Consider the following 17,791-nt stretch of genomic DNA (forward strand, 5'->3'; position numbering starts at 1 on the left):
TTACAAAATACAGCTTTGAAAATTGCCGTCAAGTTTTTGAAGATCTTTTCCGCACCAATCGATATCTTACAGCATCAGCCCTAGATCATGAATTCAGGCTTCTTTTTTTCAAGGATTGGGTCTTCAAGTGGAACTTCTTCATGCGTGATGATATCAAGGACAACGGAAGCCTCATCGAACCATGAATCAGGAGCCTTGGCACCCCAGAAGGTCTGGCGCCTCGGGTCATCCAAATCCCAATGGATCGGTTCATTATCTGGATCGGACGTTAAATAATCGCCATTGTATAATTCAATTCTATGTCCATCCGGATCTCTTAAATAAAGGAAAAATGCGTTGGACAGACCATGCCTTCCGGGTCCGCGTTCAATGGATTGGGCATAACCGAGAGATGCCAGCACATCACAGGCATGGATGAGAGCGAGCGGATCCGGCAGCCAAAAGCCGATATGGTGAAGCTTAGGACCAACACCATTCATGAAGGCCTGATCATGGACCGTTTGTTTCCTATGCAGCCATGTGGCCCATAAATGCCCCGCCTCATCTACTGTATCTTCCGAGCAGGCAAAACCTAATTCTTTCACATAAAAGTCATGGGCCATTTGCACATTGGCAACGCTGCAATTCACATGATCGATTCTCTGGACCCTTGATCCCTTGTGCAAATCGAATCGTTGCAGCAGTCTCTCCGCTTTATCCATTTTGCAAAAAAACTCCATTGGCAAGCCTGAAATGTCCTGAACACGGAGCGCCCTGCCTAGTGCATGCTGCGTCCCTTCTGCCATCCACTTCATTTTCATCCCTTTGGATTTGAATAATGTTTCCAATTCAATAAGATCTTCTTCTTTTTCAACCTTGTATCCAATCGCTTCCACGCTAGGCTTTTCTGCCTTTTGCAGGATCAGCGAATGATGGTGCGCTTCCTCCAGGCCACGTAAATAAATGTGAGCATTCGTTCTTTCCGTTTCAATAAAACCTAAGGCGTCCACATAGAATGCCCTCGATTTGTCTAAATCGGTAACATTAAGAATCGTTCTCGCAACACGGATAATGGAAAAGTTCATAGTGTTCTCCCTTTCTTAATCTCGATTATTGTTCGGCAGAAGAAACGGCATTCTGTTTTTCCACTCCGAATTTCGGAATGTGATGCTCCCCAATCGCAACATGGATTACTTGGGTTTCCGTATAAAACTCAAAGCTGTAATGGCCTCCCTCACGACCAACCCCGCTGTACTTCGAACCGCCAAACGGAATTCGCAAATCCCTGACATTTTGGGAATTCACCCAGACCATCCCGCTATCGACGGCTTGAGCGAATCTATGTCCGCGCCTCATGTCATTCGTCCATACATATGCGGCTAGCCCATACTTTACATCGTTGGCCATTCTCAGGACTTCTTCTTCCGTCTTGAATGGGATGACGGCCATCACCGGTCCAAAAATTTCCTCCTGTGCCACCGTCATATCATTCGTACAATTAAGAAGAAGCGTCGGGGCAATGAAATTCCCTTCCTTGAATTCTTCAGGGATGCTGCCGCTTACAATATCAGCACCTTCGTCTTTGGCTATATCCAGATAACGGGAGACATTATCAAAATGGTTCCGGTGGATAAGCGGTCCGATCTCCGTTCCCGGATCCATCGGATTGCCAACTTTGATCGAGTGAACACGCTGCTTCAATCTTTGGACGAATTTTCCGATGATCGATTCATGGACGAATAACCTCGAATTCGCTGTGCAGCGCTCCCCATTGAAAGAATAAATTCCCCAAATAACCGAATCAAGGGCCTTTTCCAGGTCGGCATCTTCAAAAATGATCGCAGGTGACTTCCCTCCGAGCTCCATGGAAAACCGTTTCATGGTATCGGCACCATTTTTTATGATTTGAGCGCCAGTCGTCGTTTCCCCGGTAAAGGAAATCAATTGGACGTCAGGATGGGCAACAAGAGATGCCCCTGCCGTTTCCCCAAAACCATGGACGATATTCAATACGCCCTTCGGCAAGCCGGATTGGTCAAATATGTGAGCTAATTTATTGGCGGTCAAGGGGGACCATTCCGCAGGTTTAAGTACACATGTATTACCTGTAGCAAGCGCCGGTGCTATCTTCCAGGTTTCAAGCATGAAAGGCGCGTTCCACGGCGTGATTAAGCCTGCAACGCCAATTGGTTTATGAATCGTATAATTAATGAATGTGTCATCCACCTGATACGATTCGCCAATCAGCCTGCTTTTCACCATCTCCGCATAAAACCGGAAATTCTCGGCTCCCCTTGCTGCCTGTTTTTTTGTTTGGCTAATGGGCAGCCCAGTATCAAGTGATTCCAAAAAGGATATTTCCTCGGCATGTTCTTCAATTAAATCAGCAATCCTGACCAAGTATGCCAATCTTTCTTCCACTTTCATCGATCGCCATGGTCCATTATCGAATGCTTCTTTTGCAGAAGCTACCGCTTGATCGATATCCTCTTTAAACCCTTCTGCGACATTGTTGATTGCTTGATTATTAAAAGGGTTAAGATTGACGAATGTTTTTCCTGAAATACCATCGATGAATTGCCCATTGATGTAGTGCTGGATATCCTGTACGGGAAAAGCTGGCATGATGAATCCTCCTTTAATCTAATTGGGGAAGATAATGAGATTCCGTTTTCGTTCCATCTCGTAATCATGATTTGATGACTTGTTCTACCAATCCGTATGATTGGAGGGTTTCGCGCAATTCCCTTTCCAACGGTTCAGAAGGCGGACCCATTGGGGGCCTTAAGGCTGGATTGATTTTCCCCATCATTCCCATTGCCGCTTTCAATGGCCCTGGATTTGTTTCTTTAAACAATACATCATTCAAAGGCATCAATTTATAATGAAGCTCGAGTGCCTTATCTACCTTCCCTTCCACCCAAAGGTTATAGAGATCGGCCACTTCTTTAGGGGTGATATTGGCTGTTGCGCTGATATGTCCCGCTCCGCCTATCGCAAGCATCGGGTAGCATAATAATTCAATGCCGGAATATAAGAGGAAATCTCTGCCACAATGCAATAAGACACGGTTCACATGTTCGAAATCCTTATTGGATTCCTTTACACCAATGATATTTTTACAATCTTCAGCAAGTCGCGCCAATGTCTTCACTTCTAAATTTGTTGCCGTCCTGCCGGGAATGTTATAAACGACAATCGGAATATCAACTGAATCCGCAACCGTTTTAAAATGATCATAAAGTGCCTGCTGGTTTGGTTTATTGTAATAAGGAACGATAACCATTGCAGCATCCGCCCCCATTTCCTGGGCTCTTTTTGTCAAATGCAACGTTTCTTTTTGATTGGCAGACCCTGTACCCGGTGCAACCGGAACCCGGCCATTTGCCGTTTTTATAGCGGTCTCCATCACCAATTCCCGTTCTTCCACCGTTAATGAGCTGGGCTCTCCTGTCGTGCCGCATACCGAGATGCCATGGGAACCGCTTTCAATATGCCAGTTTACGAGATTTTCAATTCCCTTTACGTCCACTTCCAAGTTCTTGTCAAACGGTGTGATGACTGGCGCAATGGATCCCCTTAAACGACGTTTGATTTCCTCGTACATTTTTTTTGACCACCTTTTCATTTTTTAATATTCCGAATAATGAACATAAGAAAATAGGCTTTGCTTTAATAGATAATCAGTCGACTATTATAAAAACGAAGCCTGGGTCATTAAAGTGCTTGATCGTGGTTCGTATCCGCCCTCTGCTTGAATGTACTGATGGCATTAAGCTTATGCTTTCTTACCAATGATTCAATATCTTCAAATGAAGCTTTTTCCTGCAGGAGCTTGATAATGCTTTCATGTTCACGGATCGATTGGACAGCACGCTGCGGTACCATGGTGAACATCGACTTTCTGACTCTATTCATTCTTTGCTGAGACTGCTTGATTTCCTCCATTAAAAAGGAATTGCCGCACTTTTCAGTAATTTCAGCATGAAAGCACTCGTTTAATTTACCAAACAGCTCTAATTCAAAGTTATGGAGTGCTTTTTCCATTTCTTTGTTTAAATTTATTAGATTGTCAAAATCCTGATCGTTCATCGTTAAAGAACTTAATGCAGCAGCATAGCCTTCAAGCAGCGATAAGACAGAAAGCGTTTCAATGTATTCGCTCTCATTGATGCTTGTTACAACGGCTCCGCTATAGGGCTTGTAATGAATAAGTCCATCCGATTCGAGTTGCCTGATCGCCTCCCTGACCGGGATTGGACTTAAACGTAATTCTTTAGCAATTTGATCGATGATGATGCGCTGTCCAGAACCGTATGTTCCATCCAAAATCAATTGGCGCAGGTGTTCGTAGGCAATTTGCTTTTTATTGGTGTTTTTGTTTTTCTCTTCCATATTTTTATCATATATGAAATCATATATGATTGCAATTGATTTTTACTGAAAATCATATACGATTTCGCCTTTCCCCCCTAACTCGATAATCTTCTTAAGTAATCTGCACCGGTATCGGGCGTTCCGGACTCCGATGACGCCCAAGAGCCTTGCACAGCCCTTCCAATTCTTGAGTTTGACAGGTAGAGAGATCCCCGATTGTCCAATCGCTTAGCTTCGCTGGCGAAAGGAGTTTCATCATGACTGTTCTTCCTTCTTATCGATAGAACGGCTTCGATATTTTCCATAAAAAAAAGCCTGCAGTCCGCTTTAAGCGGGACACCTGCAGGCTTTGGGAGTATTATGCCAGTTTGGATGTAACAAATGAATGGATTCTTTCAATGGCTGTTTCAAGCAATTCCAAAGAAGTCGCATATGAAAGTCGGATATTATCAGGTGCACCGAAACCTGAACCTGGAATGACTGCGACTTTCGCTTCTTCCAATAGTGCAGTCGTAAAGGCCTCGACATTGCTGTATCCTGTTAATTCTGCGGCGCGTTTAACATTTGGAAACAGGTAAAATGCCCCCTGAGGTTTAATGCAGCTAAATCCTGGTATTTCGACTAATTTATCATATATCTTATTCAAACGTCCCTCGAACGCTTGACGCATTTCTTCAACGGCATCCTGCGGCCCTTCGTATGCAGCAATCGCTCCATACTGTGCAGTCGTCGTTGGGTTGGAGGTACTATGGCTTGCAAGGTTCGTCATCGCTTTGATGATCGCTTCATCACCGACTGCATACCCGATTCTCCAGCCAGTCATTGAATGAGATTTAGAAACGCCATTGATGATGATCGTTTGCTTTTTCAATTCAGGTGAGATTTCTGCAATCGATGTATGCGTTGCATTACCATAAACCAATTTTTCATAAATTTCGTCGGAAACGATCAAGATATCATGGGCAAGGCAAACTTCCCCAATGGCCGCCAGTTCTTCCCTCGTATAAAGCATGCCCGTTGGATTGCTTGGAGAATTAATGATCACTGCTTTCGTTTTCGCGGTAATCGCCTGTTCTAATTGTTCCTTCGTTATTTTATACTGGTTTTCCTCGGTGCCGACAATATAAACCGGCTTTCCGTCAGCAAGCTTGATTTGCTCGGGGTAACTTACCCAATATGGGATCGGGACGATGACTTCGTCGCCTTCATCCAGGATGGCTTGAAATAATGTGTAAAGCGCATGCTTGGCCCCGGAGCCTACCAAGATTTCAGAAGTCTTGTAATCCAAGCCTTGATCACGCTTCAACTTAGCTGCTATCGCTTCTTTAAGCTTCGGCAGGCCAGCAGAAGGCGTGTATTTGGTTTGGCCTTCATTCATCGATTGAACGGCTGCCTCTATAATATGCTTGGGCGTATTGTAGTCAGGTTCACCGGCCCCCAGACCAATGATATCAATCCCTTGGTCTTTAAGTTCTTTTGCTTTTGCCGTGATGGCCAATGTTGTCGATGGTGTCAATGACTGAACTCGGTTCGCTAATTTCATAAAAATAATCCCCCATTCTAAATGCTTCGATAGTACTTAAGCCATTCCCCAGTTTTAAAATCATAATAATCATAATTAAACCGCTCGTAATCATCAAGATACGTTACTTCCCAAAGAGGAACGTTCTTTTCCATGCCAAGCTTGACGGAAATGATTTTTTCTGGATTGAGCTTTTCCTTGGCAATGCTTAAGATTTCTTTTTTCGTTTTACCATCTTTATAATCTTCCACTACAATTTTCTTTTTTTTGTCCTCGGGAAGCCAGACTACTTTTTTAGTCCCTTTTTCTCCTTTACCTATGATGACGGAATATGAATCCTGTCCATTATAAAGGTAGAATTCGTCCATGGACCGAAGGCCGGCCTCTTCCCTTGCCTTCTTAAAAGCCGCATTGCCAGCTTCTTTTTTTGGCTGCAATGCTTTAATATATGCTCCGCCGACAAAACCGATAAGACAAAGGACCAGGATGGAAGCAATAATCAACCATTTTTTCAAAGCTGCTTTTCCCACTTTCTATGTACGATAAATTGTAAATATCGCTTTTTCTTGATCTTCGGAATCCAATGCCAACCCGAACATCAAGTCATCCTTTTTCAATGTTCGGTTCAAAGAATCCACAATTTTATACAAATCAGGTGAATGCTGCAGCCTGACTGTCGAGATTACTTCAATTTTGCTTTCCATGAAAACGCCCTCCATTATAAAATTGTCAACAACCACTGATATGAATAGGATTAGTAGGCTTTACCACCTTTCACATTATACCAGTTCGAAGGTTTTTTTTCTTCATAATTCCGTAAAATTTCAGCGGAATCCAGCAATTATCAAAAAACTCATTATATCCATTCTTCTATCATCTCGGCCATCTCCGTGATGGATGCTTGGTGCCATTCGACCGCTGGAATGGCCTTGCGAAATTCGGGACCGTATTTGGCCGTGACGATGCGTCGATCCAGAACGACCAAAACGCCTTTATCATTAGGAGTACGTATGAGCCTGCCGAACCCTTGGCGGAATCTTAACAGTGCTTCTGGTAAGGAATACGCAGCAAAGGGATTTCGCCCTTGCTTCTCGAAAAGCTGGCATTTTGCAGCGGTTACCGGTTCGTCCGGTGGTGAAAAAGGCAGCCTGACAATCACCAAACAAGATAAATCCTCACCTGGGATATCGACGCCCTCCCAAAGGCTGGTCGTTCCAAAAAGGATGGCTTTCTCGAAGTTTTGGAAATTCCTTAGCAGCCTCATTCGGCTTCCGCCCGAAATCCCTTGCGCAAACAAGGTGAACTCGTCCAAAACCCCGGTGTCCTTGATGGAATGATAGGTGGCACGCAACATCTCATGTGAAGTGAATAAGACCATCATCCTCCCTTGGGCTGCCTGTGCAGCTGCAATGATATGATTTGCTGCCGTTTCCGAGAACTCCTCCACGGATAATCCATTGATATCGGGTATATCATTGGGAACGAGAACCTTAACAAGCTCCTTATAAGGAAAAGGCGAAGGAAACCTTGCCGTTAGCATGGACTGGTTCTCTAGCCCAAGTTGTTCTTTAAAATATTGAAAGGAATCCTTCACAACTAGGGTTGCCGATGTCATGACCACACTTTTCTGGCGCCCGAAATAGGAATCCCACAGCCATTTACTTCCTGCAATTGGCTGGACCGTCAAAGTCACTCCATGCTGCGGTGCCGCATTCGTATAATCAAGCCAATAAATATTCTCTTCATGCGGCTTCATGAAAAATTCATGTAACGACTCCCTCGTATCCTGCAAATGTCCAAGGAGAACTTCAATATCGTTTAAATAAAATAGCGAATTTTTACCTAAAGGCGATTCATGATTCAATAAATGGGCCAATCTCTGCGAAAGCTCCGTGATGATATATCCCAATAAGTCAACCAATCGCTCGGCAACAAGGATCCCTTTCCCCCATCTTCCATCATCCACCTTGAAGGAGATCCGTTTCGGACTCATGGAACGTGAAAGTTTTTCCGCCTGATTGGAGAGGAAATGGAAAAGCTGCTCGAATTCGTATGAGAAATCATTCAGCTTTCGATCTAGTTCGTGGCCATTCCTTCCATCTGCCAGTCCGTTATTTACAAGTAATCTGTCCAATTTATACAATAATTGCTTTTGGTCCGTTGTTCCTAAGCGATTCAATATCGTTTTCACTGATATATAATTGAGCCGTCTCCCAAGCTGTTTAGAAGCCGCCTGCTCCAGATGATGTGCTTCATCGAGGATCAGGTAGCCTTTCTTTGGAATCAACGCATCTTCCGTCAGAAGATCGGACATTAAAAAAGAATGGTTTGTAATGATGATATCTGCTTTGACCGCCGTTTTTTTTGCCCGTTCGAAAAAATCCAACGTCTGCCAAGGTTGTTTTAAGCCCGCATATGTAAGACCGTCACTTTGCAGCCTATTCCAAAATAGCTGACCGCCGCTGGTGAGGTTCAATTCATCCTTATCTCCTGTTTCCGTTTCCGTAAGCCAGACCAATATTTGCATTTTCGTTAAGGCCGTTTCATAATTGTCTTCTTTTTCACGCAAGGCCCGCTCGAACTTCGCCAAGCTTAAATAATTGCTTCTCCCTTTTAACAGGACTGCTTGAAAACTAAACGGCAGGATGTTTTTCAGCTTAGGAACCTCGTTTTGCAGAAGCTGATCCTGCAGTTGAAGCGTATATGTCGATACGACAACCGGCTTTTGATGCTTTCTTGCAAAATAAACGGCTGGAAGCAGGTAGCCTAACGACTTCCCGATTCCCGTCCCCGCTTCAATGATCGCATCTTGGTTCGATTCAAAGGAATGGTGGATCATATTCATCATTTCAAGCTGGCCGCTCCTTGCTTCAAATGCAGGAAAAGCATGGTTGAGCATCGCCATTTTAGCCTCATCGTCGAGCGGGAATTCCGACTCTTTGTCGTTACGATCACTTTCTTCCCCAGTCTTTTTAAAGGCAAGGCCCCTATACGTGATAAGGTCAGGAGAATGCACTTCCGCTTTCGCTAATTTGCTTGCAATGCAAGCATCTATCAATTCGGAAATCTCACTTTGTAAGGAATAAGATAATCGATATAACTGTTTCAGCGTCATCACCGGCAGATTCAACAGCTTTTTCTTCAATTCCAGCAATAGTAAGGCAGTGGCATATGCATCACTATCCGCCTGATGCGGCCGCGAATGATCTAGGTTTTCTTCTTTAGCCAGCTGGTGAAGCTTATATCCATCCGATGTTGGTTTTAAGATTTTGGCTAATTCGACCGTATCAAGGGTGGACCCGTAAAACGGTTCATAGCCGCAGCGTACCAATTCTTCCTGTAAAAAAGATAAATCAAATAAAACATTGTGGGCTACAAAACAAGCCCCGTCTATAAGCTGGGCAATATTATTTGCGACATCTTCAAAGTCAGGTGCATGTTTTACCGTCTCGTTGCTGATCCCGGTCAATTCTTCAATGAATAGGGAAATTTCCTGTCCAGGGTGAATGTATGTCGAATATTCATCGACAATTTGGTCATTTTCAATGACCACCCCAGCAAATTGAATAATTCTATCCCCTTTTTTTGGAGAATTCCCTGTTGTTTCCAAATCGACCACTACATATCGTTGCGTCATCAATGTACACCTCAAACTTTGCTTTCTCCACTTCCTGATGGAATTCTCTTATCTTTTTTATACCATAATAATCACAATAAAGGAAACAAGCCGTTCATTCCGTTTATGGAATGACTTATTTCCATTGAAAAAGGCCGGTCCATATGCACATATGGACCAGCCTTTCGCTTACATGATTGTAGCTGCAGGTTCGTTGGAGATCAATTCGATTATTTTGTTTTCTTCATTCATGATCGCTACCTTTGGCTTGTGGTCTTTAAGCTTCTCTTCAGCGACCAGGACATAAGATAGGATGATCACGATATCATCCGGCTGGACAAGTCTTGCTGCAGCCCCGTTCAAGCAAACGACACCACTTCCCCTTTCGCCCGCAATTACGTATGTTTCAAGTCTTGCTCCATTGTTATTATTCACGATGGCAACCTTTTCATTAGGGAGGATCCCTACCGCATCAATGATATCTTCATCGATTGTAATGCTGCCTACATAATTCAAATTCGCTTCGGTCACCCTTGCACGGTGGATTTTCCCATTCATCATCGTTCGAAACATTCAAATTCCCCCTGAAAAATCATGATTTATTTAATGTTAATCGTAATATTATCAATAAGCCGAGCATGCTTGAATTTAACGGCAAGTGCAAGGATGATGTTTCCCGAAAGCGTTTCAAGCGGTTTAAGCGCCGGATATTGATAGATCTCAATATAGTCGATCAATCCATGCGTGTGGGCTTCGATATGCTTCCTTACCAGTGCCGTGACAGCTGCAGCATTCCTTTCACCTGAATCAATGGCCTCCGCCGCTTTCAATAAGCTTTGATTCAACTCTTTAGCTTCCATGCGCTCCCCATCTGAAAGATAGACATTTCTCGAGCTTTTCGCCAAACCGTCTTCTTCACGAACGGTATCTACGGCGACAAGCTCTATCGGGAAATTAAAATCCTTGATCAAACCATCTATCACCGCGACTTGCTGGGCATCCTTCTTGCCGAAGTAGGCTCGATCGGGAAGGATGATATTGAAAAACTTCGTTAGGACTGTCGCCACCCCATCGAAATGGCCTGGTCTTTTCCTGCCGCAAAGGCAATCCGTCCTGCTTTGGACCACTACCTTCACCGAAGGTTCCTCACCGTACATCTCCTGGACGGTAGGATAGAAGAGATAATCCACACCTGCATTCGCAGCAACGTTTTCATCACGTTCCAAATCACGCGGATATGTTTCAAAGTCCTCATTCGGCCCAAATTGCAAAGGATTGACGAATATACTTAAAACGACGATATCATTTTCTTTCCTTGCCTTTTCCATAAGGGTGGCATGCCCTTCATGTAAGTACCCCATCGTCGCTACATAGCCGATACTTTTCTGGTTGCTTTTTTGTTCGCGGAGCACCTGCTGCAATTCCCCTGCTGATGTAAAAGTTCTCATCTTTTCCCTCCGTAAAGCTCTGTAAGCTCCTCTTCCTTCATCGTAAATGTATGTTCTTGGGACGGGAATTGATTCGCTTTCACTTCAGCGACATAGTTTGTTAGCGATTGCCCTATGAGTTCATTCGCATCTCCGTATACTTTGACGAATTTGGCCACTCGATCAACGCCATATTTGATCACGTCATGATAGACGAGAACCTGGCCATCCGTATCTGCACCTGCTCCAATCCCGATGGTCGGTATTCCCAAGTGATGCGTGACCAGCTCCCCCACTTGATATGGTACACATTCAAATACTATTGCCATTGCCCCCGCAGCTTCACACCTCTTTGCGTCCTCCACAAGCTGTGCAGCAGCTTCGGCGTCTTTTCCTTGTACTTTGTATCCCCCTAGCACCCCCACCGATTGAGGGGTCAAGCCAAGATGGGCTACAACCGGGATGCCTGCCTTCGTCAACGCGGCTATTTTTTCAACGACTTCATCTGCCCCTTCAAGCTTCACGGCATCCGCATGACCTTCCTGCATGATTCGAGCTGCATTCTTGAGTGTTTCATCCATTGAAAGATGATAGCTCATGAAGGGCATATCCGTAACGACAAAAGTATTCGGCGCCCCGCGTTTTACGGCCTTGGTGTGATGAATCATATCATTCACCGTTACAGGAATCGTCGACTCATATCCCAATACGACCATTCCTAAAGAATCGCCCACCAATATCATATCCACTCCTGCTTGTTCGGCTAATTTTGCGGATGGGTAATCATAAGCCGTCAGCATGACGATCTTCTCTTGATTTAGTTTCATTTTCAAAAAATCTCCGGACAATTTCATTATGTTTCCTCCTTTTTGATGGAGGAGATGAAAACATCAGTGTAAGTGAACTGGTGCCTCTACATTCATACGCAAAAAAAAGACTGACTAAAAAAGGTATCTGTTACGCGCGAAAAATAGCAAAAAAAGCCACATTTCGTTCAATAAACAGCACTTATCTTTTAGGCAATCCTTTTGTTCCATCAGAAGTTTCATCCCTCCGTCCCCGTCCAATAATCTGGATCAAGGCAGATTTTCAAATAATTTGGCATTTATGGGGGTGCAGTTCACATAAGATACTGCCCACTTGCATTATATCAAGCAAAAATCAAAAATTCTATTTTTTTTTGTGGATTTGACAAAAATCTACTGAATTTCAATGTCTGCCGAATAAATCGAATGAACGGTTCCTTTTTCATCCTCAAGGAGCAACACACCGGCATCGGTTATGCCCAATGCTTTTCCGACGATCGTATCGTTGACGGTGCTGGCCCTGATAACCTGTCCAAGGCTGATCGCATAACTTTCCCACAGATCCTTTATCGGCTTGAAGCCTTCCTCCAGGTAGAGATCATATAAATGTTCCAAGCGCAATAATGCACGCTGAATGACCGTCGACCTTGAAATCAGTTCTCCGCTTTCTATGAAAAGCGAAGAAGCCTTTTCCTGCAGCTCTTCGGGAAAGTCTTCCAATTGCTGATTAATATTCATTCCAATTCCGATGATGACAGAATGAATCCTATCCGATTCCGCCTGCATTTCGGTCAGGATGCCCACTACTTTCTTGCGATTCACCAAAATGTCATTCGGCCATTTTATTTGCGGTTTCAAATCAGTCGTATCCTCTATGGCCTGAGCCACGGCAACCGCTGCCAACAAGGTCAACTGCGGAGCCTCATGAACCGGGATCTTCGGCCTTAAGATGAGGCTCATCCATATGCCGCTGAATTTTGGTGAATGCCAAGATCTCATCAATCTTCCTTTCCCTGATATCTGTTCCTCGGCAACGACCAATGTCCCTTCCTGAACACCTTCATTTGCAAGTTGATGGGCAATTTTCTGTGTGGATTCCACCGTCTCCTGATAGTGAATCATCTTGCCGATCGTCGTTGTTTCCAAGCCAAGCTGTATTTCGCTTTCGGACACTTTTTCTGGTGCCGATATGATCCGATAGCCTTTTTTTCTAATCGCCTCGACGCGATATCCTTCACTGCGCAGATCTTCGATATGCTTCCATACCGCTGTTCGTGAACAGCCAATATATTCGGCAATTTCCTGCCCTGATATAAATGCACCATCCGCCTTTGAAAGGGCTTCCATCAGCTTTGTTCTTAACTCAGATTGCATTTCACGAGCCACCTCATTATTTCTTCTTTATCATTTCTTAATTCTCCATCCAAGACCGCCTTCACGATCATTTCCAGGTATGCTTTGACCCAAGGTCCTGGTTTTTCTTGACGCCAATTCACTAAATCCGTCCCCGTTACGTCAAGTTCGGACATCGTTTTGATAGTCAGTGCCTCGTACTGATGTTGGCCGCTTTCCTCCGCCTCGATGACATTCCCCCCCGTCAGGGAAGCTTTGACCTTGGCCGCCTGTACAGTCAAGTCATGCCCGGCTTGGAATACCTCAAAGGATGATTTTTCAAAAGACGGTTCCTGCTTTATCAGCTGTACAATCCGTTGGATGTTTCGGATCGTTTTCAATGGCAGTTTCCATGCCCTTAACGCCGCTTCCATTTCGTCATCCTTTGTCTCGACTATGATCACGGACCATAACTCTGCCGCTTTTAAATGATGAAGCGGCAGGTTCAGTACATTCTTTAAATGGTCCTTCTTATCCGAGAGCTGGGGCAGGTATTGATATAATCCGCTTTCCAACAAAAGGGCGATTGCCCTCTTCTTATATGTGCCGGCCATTAACTTCTCGAATTCGACTAGAATCCTTTCGACTGCAATCTTGCCAATGATGGGGGCATTCACTTGAAGCGAGTGGAAAGTGTCGTGATCCAGTTCAAAACCAAGCTGGCTGACGAACCTTAATGCGCGCATCATCCTCAAGGCATCCTCATGAAATCGTTCATGCGGGTTACCGACCGTAATGATCCTTTGCTCTGAAAGATCACGCCTCCCATTGAAAGGATCGATGATATTTCCGCCTTTATCCATGGCGATTGCATTCATCGTAAAATCCCTTCTTTGTAAATCCTCCGTCAAAGAGCGGACAAATTGGACGGAATCCGGTCTGCGGAAGTCCGAATAACCGCCTTCCGTTCTAAATGTTGTAATTTCATATGTACCTGACGGCGTAATGGCGAGCACCGTACCGTGATCAATCCCGATATCCGCCGTATTGGAAAACACCTCTTTTATTTCCAGCGGGGTCGCGGAAGTGGCGATGTCCACATCATTAATTGCACGGCCTAGAATATAATCCCTTACAGAGCCACCAACGAAATACGCCTCGAATCCTGCTTGTTCAATCTTTTCAAGAATGGGCACCGATTTTAAGAATAATTCGTCCATCAGCATCCCCTCCCTATTTGATGGTTTTAGCTTCTAAAGCTTCCAGGTAAATGGCTTCATATTGCGACATGATCGTATCTGAATGAAAATCGGTATTGGCCCTTTCCAGTGCAGCCTCAGAAAAACGTTCATGCAGGGCGGAATCACTTAATAGACCGACCGCTTTTTCGGCCACCGTCGCGACATCTCCCAAATCACAAATATAACCGGTCTCCCCATCAACGATGACCTCCGGAATGCCGCCAATATCCGTTCCGATACAAGGAACTCCGCATGCCATCGCTTCTAAAAGCACCAGGCCGAAGCTTTCTTTTTCCGATAACAGGTAAAGCAAATCACTGATTGAATATAATTCGGCGAGGTTATCCTGTTTTCCAAGGAATAGGACCGATTCATCGATTCCAAGATCTTTCGCCAAGGCCAATACGGTTGTCACTTCCGGTCCATCCCCAACGAGGAGAAGCTTGGCAGGGATTTTCTTTTGAGTTAAATAAAACGCCTGGATGACGTCCTTCACACGCTTGACGGAACGGAAATTAGAAACATGGATGATCACTTTTTCGTCATTCTTGATCCCGTATTCGTCCTTCAGGTAATCTGAATTTGCTTTATGGTAATCCCTTTCATCAATAAAGTTATATACGGTTTTAATTTCCTTATCGGGAGCGATCAAATCATATGTTTGTTGGACAAGTGAATTAGACACACCGGTAACGACATCTGATTGCTCTATCCCGAATTTTATTAAATTGGTCAGGGAAGGATCATGTCCCAGCACGGTGATGTCTGTACCGTGAAGCGTGGTGACGATTTTCACTTCATTGCCTGACATTTGCTTGGCCAAAATCGCACAAACAGCATGGGGAATGGCATAATGAACGTGAAGGATATCCAGTTTCTCCCGTTTCACCACTTCAGCTAACTTGCTCGCAAGCGCAAGGTCGTATGGGGGGTACTGGAATACGGAATACGAATTCACTTCCACTTGGTGGTAATAAATATTGTGATACATCTTATTCAAGCGAAAAGGGAGGCTTGAAGAAATGAAATGTATTTCATGCCCCTTTTCCGCAAGCATCTTGCCTAATTCAGTGGCTACGACACCTGAACCTCCAACTGTGGGATAGCAGGTAATTCCAATTTTTAATTTCATAAGATTAGTTATCTCCTAACAAATCGGCATCAATCAATAACGGTTTCTTTGTCATGAATCCTTCAGCGTATCCGACACCGACTTCTTTGCCGAACATTCGCTCCCGTGCCTCTACCGTCTCGATATAACCATTCACAAGCGGTGTGTCCTCCGCTCCATCCGTTTTGTCGAATTGGCTGGCGTATGCCCTGAGGCTATCCAGCTTCGTCGGTAATGTAGAAGTGATGTCCACGACGAAGTCCGGCTTGTGAAAACCGTTTATCATATAATAATACATATTTTTGACACGATGATAATCGCTGCTGCCTTCTTCCATATACTTTCTCACTCCCGCAGAAAAAACTGCTTCTTCCACTAATTTTGCACAGTTTCCATGATCGGGATGGCGATCCGCTGAAAAAGGGGCAAATACGAGCGCAGGTTTATACCGGCGAATGACGGTAATGATTTGATTTATGTATTCCGCTTTCATATAAAGCCCCCGGTCGGGTAAATCCAGGGAAATTCTCTCCACTCCAAGGATGTCTGCCGCCTTTTTAGCTTCCTTTTGCCTTAATGAGATGCTTCCGTTCGATGACATTTCAGCCTTTGTCAAATCGCATATCACGATATGCTTGCCTTGCTGTACATACTTGGCGATCGTGCCGCCCATACCGATTTCAACATCATCCGCATGTGCACCGAACGCCAGGATATCTATATTACTTTTGCTTATCATTGATTTCACCTTGTTTTTTTCGTAGTTTAAGCCAATCCATATACCCATGCTCCAAGCCTTTTACCAGTACTTCTGCCGTACCCATATTGGTGGCCAGGGGTATTTCATATACGTCGGAAAGACGGATAAGTGCCGATACATCCGGTTCATGGGGCTGTGATGTCAATGGATCGCGGAAAAATAAGACCATATCCATTTCCCCCCGTGCAATCATGGCGCCTATTTCCTGATCTCCGCCAAGCGGACCCGAATGAAAACGGTGAACTGTCAAGGATACTTCTTCCATGATCCGTTTTCCGGTCGTACCTGTTGCAAATAACTCATGCTGCTGAAATACTGCTTTATACGCTGTTACAAATTGAATGATATCTTCTTTTTTCTTATCATGGGCAATCAAGGCAATTTTCATCGTCAATCCTCCACTCCCTATTCAATAATATTTTCCAGACCGTATACAAGTATGTCCAATTTCATGACGGTATCTACCGCAAGTTTAACTCCTGACATGAAGGAAGCCCGATTGAAGGAATCATGTCTAATCGTCAATAACTCCCCATCGCTTCCGAAAAGCACCTGTTGATGAGCGACGAGTCCTGGAAGCCGAACGCTATGGATATGCATGCCGTCTACATTCGCTCCTCTTGCGCCCTGGATGGTTTCCTTCTCGTTAGGATGACCTTGCTGCTTCGTTTCCCTAACCGCCGCGATCATATCTGCCGTTTTTGAGGCGGTGCCTGAAGGAGCATCCAGTTTTTGATCATGGTGCATTTCAATGATTTCTACATCCGGGAAGTATTTAGCCGCCATTTGGGAAAACTTCATCATCAAAATGGCACCTATCGCGAAGTTTGGTGCAATGATGCAGCCGATACCTTTTTCCTTTGTCAATGATTCCAGCTTCGTTAAATCTTCCTTGGTAAAGCCGGTCGTCCCCACTACAGGTCTGATGTTGTGCTTCAGTGCGGTCTCGGTATGGTACATCCCCACTTCTGGCGTAGTCAAATCAATCAATACGTCTGCTTTCACCGAAGAAAAGCATTCGTTAATATCGGAAAAAACAGGCACATCCATGCCCTGAAAACCTTCTATGGAGGAAAGGCTTATTCCGTTATGTTTGTGATCGATGACAGCCGCCAATTCAAATTCTTCCGTCCTTTGGACAAGCTTCACCGCTTCATTTCCCATTCTGCCGCGCGGACCCGCTACGATTACCTTTACTTTACTCATCTTCACTTTCCCCCTCCGTAGTATCTTGTTTTTTTGTCCATCTATCTTTATCACGGGTTGTAAACTTATGCATCACCTTATCATGTGAGCTTTGGAGGTCGATCCCTAATGAATTGGCAAAACAAATTAAAACAAAAAGCATGTCGCCCAATTCTTCCTCGACCGTGTTCTCTTCCTCCGTTGTTTTCTTCGGTTTTTCACCATGATGATGATTGACCTCCCTCGCCAATTCCCCGAGCTCTTCAGTCATGCGAGCGAGCATGGCAAGAGGGCTGAAATAGCCTTCCTTGAATTGTCCTATGTATTGGTCCACCTCAGCCTGCATGTGTTGAATCGTTTTGTGCTTTTCCATATAGTCACCCAATCTCGATTTTCGTTTACAAACTTCATATCTTCTCCATGTTAGCTAAAAGT

General features: G+C 44.5%; 19 protein-coding genes. All 19 read right to left on the reverse strand.

Annotated elements, in window-relative coordinates; all coding sequences use genetic code 11:
* Positions 1 to 80: 80 nt before the first annotated feature.
* The gene (hpaD, locus tag MHI53_RS14740; protein ID WP_340371637.1) at positions 81 to 1,064 is read right to left on the reverse strand and encodes a 3,4-dihydroxyphenylacetate 2,3-dioxygenase; all 984 of its coding nucleotides are present in this window, start codon (positions 1,062 to 1,064) and stop codon (positions 81 to 83) included.
* Between the two features lie 25 nt (positions 1,065 to 1,089).
* The gene (hpaE, locus tag MHI53_RS14745) at positions 1,090 to 2,604 is read right to left on the reverse strand and encodes a 5-carboxymethyl-2-hydroxymuconate semialdehyde dehydrogenase (RefSeq protein WP_340371638.1); all 1,515 of its coding nucleotides are present in this window, start codon (positions 2,602 to 2,604) and stop codon (positions 1,090 to 1,092) included.
* 64 nt (positions 2,605 to 2,668) lie between these two features.
* Positions 2,669 to 3,586 carry a 2,4-dihydroxyhept-2-ene-1,7-dioic acid aldolase gene (hpaI, locus tag MHI53_RS14750; protein WP_340371639.1) on the reverse strand — a complete coding sequence of 306 codons (918 nt, stop codon included), beginning with the start codon at positions 3,584 to 3,586 and terminating at the stop codon, positions 2,669 to 2,671.
* A gap of 110 nt (positions 3,587 to 3,696) precedes the next feature.
* Positions 3,697 to 4,374, reverse strand: a complete 678-nt coding sequence (locus MHI53_RS14755) for a GntR family transcriptional regulator (RefSeq protein ID WP_061144256.1) — start codon at positions 4,372 to 4,374, stop codon at positions 3,697 to 3,699.
* A gap of 94 nt (positions 4,375 to 4,468) precedes the next feature.
* Positions 4,469 to 4,615, reverse strand: coding sequence for a hypothetical protein (locus MHI53_RS14760; protein ID WP_340371640.1), 147 nt, complete (start codon positions 4,613 to 4,615; stop codon positions 4,469 to 4,471).
* Positions 4,616 to 4,714: 99 nt separating this feature from the next.
* A complete protein-coding gene (locus MHI53_RS14765; RefSeq protein ID WP_340371641.1) occupies positions 4,715 to 5,899 on the reverse strand; it encodes a pyridoxal phosphate-dependent aminotransferase in 1,185 nt (394 codons plus the stop codon).
* A 17-nt stretch (positions 5,900 to 5,916) separates the two neighbouring features.
* Positions 5,917 to 6,393, reverse strand: coding sequence for a DUF5590 domain-containing protein (locus MHI53_RS14770; RefSeq protein ID WP_340371642.1), 477 nt, complete (start codon positions 6,391 to 6,393; stop codon positions 5,917 to 5,919).
* Positions 6,394 to 6,411: 18 nt separating this feature from the next.
* On the reverse strand, positions 6,412 to 6,582 hold the full coding sequence (locus MHI53_RS14775; RefSeq protein WP_064505144.1) for a YpmA family protein: 171 nt from the start codon (positions 6,580 to 6,582) through the stop codon (positions 6,412 to 6,414).
* Positions 6,583 to 6,734: 152 nt separating this feature from the next.
* Positions 6,735 to 9,515 carry an ATP-dependent DNA helicase DinG gene (gene dinG, locus MHI53_RS14780; RefSeq protein WP_340371643.1) on the reverse strand — a complete coding sequence of 927 codons (2,781 nt, stop codon included), beginning with the start codon at positions 9,513 to 9,515 and terminating at the stop codon, positions 6,735 to 6,737.
* 168 nt (positions 9,516 to 9,683) lie between these two features.
* Positions 9,684 to 10,067, reverse strand: coding sequence for an aspartate 1-decarboxylase (gene panD, locus MHI53_RS14785; protein ID WP_061144260.1), 384 nt, complete (start codon positions 10,065 to 10,067; stop codon positions 9,684 to 9,686).
* Positions 10,068 to 10,093: 26 nt separating this feature from the next.
* Positions 10,094 to 10,942: a pantoate--beta-alanine ligase gene (gene panC, locus MHI53_RS14790; protein WP_340371644.1), complete on the reverse strand. Its 849-nt coding sequence runs from the start codon at positions 10,940 to 10,942 to the stop codon at positions 10,094 to 10,096.
* Positions 10,939 to 11,775: a 3-methyl-2-oxobutanoate hydroxymethyltransferase gene (panB, locus tag MHI53_RS14795; RefSeq protein WP_340371645.1), complete on the reverse strand. Its 837-nt coding sequence runs from the start codon at positions 11,773 to 11,775 to the stop codon at positions 10,939 to 10,941. Before panB ends, panC begins: the two co-directional genes overlap by 4 nt.
* A 345-nt stretch (positions 11,776 to 12,120) precedes the next feature.
* Positions 12,121 to 13,101, reverse strand: a complete 981-nt coding sequence (locus tag MHI53_RS14800; RefSeq protein WP_340371646.1) for a biotin--[acetyl-CoA-carboxylase] ligase — start codon at positions 13,099 to 13,101, stop codon at positions 12,121 to 12,123.
* Positions 13,086 to 14,279 (reverse strand): CCA tRNA nucleotidyltransferase, encoded by a 1,194-nt coding sequence (locus MHI53_RS14805; protein WP_340371647.1) that lies wholly within the window; start codon positions 14,277 to 14,279, stop codon positions 13,086 to 13,088. The genes MHI53_RS14800 and MHI53_RS14805 overlap by 16 nt, the downstream gene beginning before the upstream one ends.
* 13 nt (positions 14,280 to 14,292) lie before the next feature.
* Positions 14,293 to 15,432, reverse strand: a complete 1,140-nt coding sequence (gene bshA / locus MHI53_RS14810) for an N-acetyl-alpha-D-glucosaminyl L-malate synthase BshA (protein ID WP_340371648.1) — start codon at positions 15,430 to 15,432, stop codon at positions 14,293 to 14,295.
* A 4-nt stretch (positions 15,433 to 15,436) separates the two neighbouring features.
* Positions 15,437 to 16,150: a bacillithiol biosynthesis deacetylase BshB1 gene (gene bshB1 / locus MHI53_RS14815; RefSeq protein ID WP_340371649.1), complete on the reverse strand. Its 714-nt coding sequence runs from the start codon at positions 16,148 to 16,150 to the stop codon at positions 15,437 to 15,439.
* Positions 16,134 to 16,559: a methylglyoxal synthase gene (locus MHI53_RS14820; protein WP_340371650.1), complete on the reverse strand. Its 426-nt coding sequence runs from the start codon at positions 16,557 to 16,559 to the stop codon at positions 16,134 to 16,136. The genes bshB1 and MHI53_RS14820 overlap by 17 nt, the downstream gene beginning before the upstream one ends.
* Positions 16,560 to 16,576: 17 nt before the next feature.
* Entirely contained in the window at positions 16,577 to 17,377 is an 801-nt protein-coding gene (dapB, locus tag MHI53_RS14825; RefSeq protein WP_100531417.1) for a 4-hydroxy-tetrahydrodipicolinate reductase, read from the reverse strand.
* On the reverse strand, positions 17,370 to 17,729 hold the full coding sequence (locus MHI53_RS14830; protein WP_340371651.1) for a nucleotide pyrophosphohydrolase: 360 nt from the start codon (positions 17,727 to 17,729) through the stop codon (positions 17,370 to 17,372). Before MHI53_RS14830 ends, dapB begins: the two co-directional genes overlap by 8 nt.
* Positions 17,730 to 17,791 lie beyond the last annotated feature (62 nt).

Source organism: Peribacillus sp. FSL E2-0218 (assembly GCF_037992945.1).
Taxonomy (GTDB): Bacteria; Bacillota; Bacilli; order Bacillales; family DSM-1321; genus Peribacillus; species Peribacillus simplex_B.